3 protein-coding genes are annotated in these 3,433 nt (G+C 36.1%); 2 read left to right on the top strand and 1 reads right to left on the bottom strand.

The genetic code is table 11. The features are described from left to right. The first annotated feature begins 95 nt into the window (after positions 1-95). Both hypB and ACUVXA_RS18355 read left to right on the top strand, forming a co-directional pair. Entirely contained in the window at positions 96-749 is a 654-nt protein-coding gene (gene hypB / locus ACUVXA_RS18360) for a hydrogenase nickel incorporation protein HypB (RefSeq protein ID WP_445872739.1), read from the top strand. 176 nt (positions 750-925) lie between these two features. Then, on the top strand, positions 926-1,993 hold the full coding sequence (locus ACUVXA_RS18355) for a DUF354 domain-containing protein (RefSeq protein WP_445872738.1): 1,068 nt from the start codon (positions 926-928) through the stop codon (positions 1,991-1,993). 342 nt (positions 1,994-2,335) lie between these two features. Here ACUVXA_RS18355 and ACUVXA_RS18350 read toward each other — a convergent pair. Next, on the bottom strand, positions 2,336-3,433 hold a 1,098-nt coding region (locus ACUVXA_RS18350; RefSeq protein WP_445872737.1), incomplete at its 5' end, for an MraY family glycosyltransferase.

The raw sequence follows: 3,433 nt of genomic DNA, 5'->3' as shown, positions 1-3,433 counted from the left end.
GGTGAGTATGATAATAAAATGACCTAATAACTTAAATACCGCAAAACTTTAGTAAATATTTATCACCGTGAATGACTGTAAAGGAGATGTAATACGTGAGTGAGCAAGGATTCAGAATTTTTGAAGTTGAAAAGGATCTTATCAAAGCGAATGAGGAGTTAGCAAAAAAAATTCAAAAAATTTTCCACGAAAAAAACATCAAAACATTCGATGTGGTAGGAGCAATCGGAGCGGGCAAAACCGCTATTCTAGAAACTCTGGTTGAGAGATTAAAACAAAAGTATAGGCTGGGCTTAGTTACCGCTGATGTTACTACGCAAATTGATGCGGATAGGATTAGGCGCCATGGTGTAAAATGTACTCAAATTAATACTGGTAGAGAATGTGCTTTAACAGCAAGTCTACTCCAAGATGTTTTGAACCAGATACCCCTGGACGAAATTGATGTACTCTTTGTAGAGAATGTAGGTAATCTAATCTGTCCAGCGGATTTCATAGTGGGCAGTGATAAGAGGATCGTGGTTGTAAGTATAACTGAGGGAGAACATGTAGTGATAAAACACCCTATGTTATTCAAAATGTCAGATATTGCTGTGATAAATAAAATAGATCTCCAAAACGTTATGGATGTATACCCGCAAAAGATGGTGAAAGATGCTCTGGAAATAAATCCCTCCCTTAAAGTTGTTTTGACCAGTGCAAAAACTGGTGAGGGCATAGACGAACTCATTAAAACACTTGAACTCTGATTTTTAAAATGACAAATGTTAAACACTAAAATTATTAACAAAAAGTTTAGATTTAATATAAACTCTGACATTAATTCATATTTAAACAATAAACCAGAAAAGATAAATTTAAATAAACTATGATTAAAAGTTTTTACTTCCTTGTATGAGATTGAAAGTTTTTCGGAGGGTGTTTGATGCCCATAATTTGGGTTGATTACGTTGCTCCCAAAGACGTCCTCTACTTTATGAGCATGACCGAGAGGCTGAAAAAGAGGGGCGATACTGTCATTGCCACAACTAGAAGATTCAGAGAAGTAAACGAATTAATGAAATTAAAAAACATCGAAGCCGAAATTTTAGGAAGCTATGGTGGAGGATCACTAAAGGGTAAATTGCTTGAGGGCGCAAGAAGAATAATTAAATTAACAGAGTATATTTCAGAATTTGACGTGGATGTTCTGGTTTCTTATGGTTCACCTGAAGCCACTCGGGTAGCCTTCGGACTACAAATTCCTATTGTAAATATTTATGATGCTCCACATGCGGTAAAACAAGTGCTTCTAGTTTCACGCTTGATTAACGCTCACCTTTCACCAAAATGTGTTCCCAAAAAGGAATGGCTTGACCTCGGTTTCAAACCAGAACAGTTAATCTTCTACAATGCAATAGATCCCGCTGCTTGGCTTAAAAACTTCACTCCCGATGAGAAAATCATAAAAAATTTGGAATTGAATTCCGAAAAGCGGATTGTTGTTGTTAGAGCCGAAGAAGCCTTTGCCTCATATCTGCTTGGTAAAACTTCAGATGATAATCCTCTGATAACTCCTCTAATAAATGAACTTTTAGAATTCGGAGAAGACCTTCAAATTGTTGTGCTTTGTAGATACGGGCGCCAAAAATCAAGTTTAAAAAAAATCTCTAAAAAGCTTATTATACCGGAACATGTGATAGACGCTGCTAGTCTAATTTCTAAAAGCACTCTTTTCATAGGAGGGGGAGGAACCATGTCTTGTGAGGCCGCCCTGTTAGGGGTTCCCACCCTATCTTTCTTTCCTGGAAAACTCTACTACGAAGAGCCACTTATTAAAGAAAATCTACTTTACCATCCAAAAGGAGTTGACGAGGGCAAAAAATTAATTAGAGAAATACTAGTTCGGCCACAAGAATACTTCGATAAGTTTAGAGAAAGCGCCAAACTCTTTTTAAATAGAATGGATGACCCCACAGACAAAATAATTGAGACCATTGATAAATTCATATAAAAAACGGCTACTAATCCCTTAGAGATTATGTCAATTTCTCCTTTTGCATCTCTCTCCAAAACAGTTTTTTTGAAAATTTATACCATGTGTATAACCACAGTAATACTAGTAAACCTGAAAAAACCACCTGAAGTATATCTCCTATTGAACTCCATAATCTCAGCTGACCTTGGTCAAAACTAAAAGGAAAAGTAAAATAGCTTATAATCGTCCAAAATGTTACTTGAGGTGGTTCCCAAGGAACGATTATCGCGTCTATGATTATAAATATTATAATAATTGTGACCCATACAAACAAGATTAACATCAGGATTGGAAAATACCTTCGTAATTCCATTTTTATCACCAAACCATCAGCACCGCTGTAAGAATAGCTAATAAGGCACTAACAAAGCTTAAAAAATAAAATCCCTTAACAATTTCTGGTTCACTTAGAGGGCCTCTTGCAAGGATCATGCGTACCAGTGGAATCGGGGCTTTAGGGTTATCGCTGGTTGCAATTCTACCATCTGGAAGTAGTATTGTTGCCGGATGTTTAACTAATCTATACTCCATAAACTTTCGCAAACTTGTTAACATGTAGAAAGAATTCATAATAAACGGGATTAAAGCTATAATTGTGGCTATCTCTAGCTGTCCCACAATGGCTAGAGCACCGATAGCGGCACCCACGGTTAAAGAACCAACATCTCCAGAAAAAACCTTTGCCGGATACTTATTGAATCTATAATAAGCTATCATTATCCCTAACATTATTACTGATATTATTATTCCCATCTTGGAATTTAAAAGGACAGAGCAACACAACAAGGCTCCAAAAGTTATTATAGTTGTTCCAGGCATCACCCCGTTGAGAATATCCAACATGTTTACAGTGTTCGAACAGATAGCTACGTTCACCGGGACATAAAGTGGATAAATAATGGTTAATCTCGTACGTCCAATAAAAGGGAAACGTGGGGAAGTACTATAAATCGGATAAAAAAAACCAATTATGATGAGGGGAAGTGCAGCTATAACCGTAAGAATAGTTTTGGTGTATGCCCCTAACTTTTTTAAATCGTCAATGATTCCCACCACTCCTGTAGCAGTTACTGTTAATAAGAAAGCTAAGAATCCTAGCCTCATTAAATTGTCTTCAAACAAAATGATTACAAGTGTTATACTCATTATCACGCTCACTAAAATCGCAAGGCCACCCATCTCTGGAATCTCAGGTTTATCAAGCTTATGCACATCAATCCCAGTGATTTTAAACTCTTTCATCTTACGCATAACATAAAGAACAAAAAAATTGCATACCAAAAACGAAAAAAAGAATGCTATAATAATAAAAAATATCTCAATTGCTTTAAGATTGATCATTCTATCGCCTTCCTTATATTTTCTGTAGAAATCATAGACATTTGTCACCCCCCTCTTTAAATTTCTTTTCCGAGT

The organism is Candidatus Jordarchaeum sp., from assembly GCF_052745115.1.
Note: the sequence above shows the minus strand (reverse complement) of the source record. Positions and strands in the feature narration are given on the sequence as shown.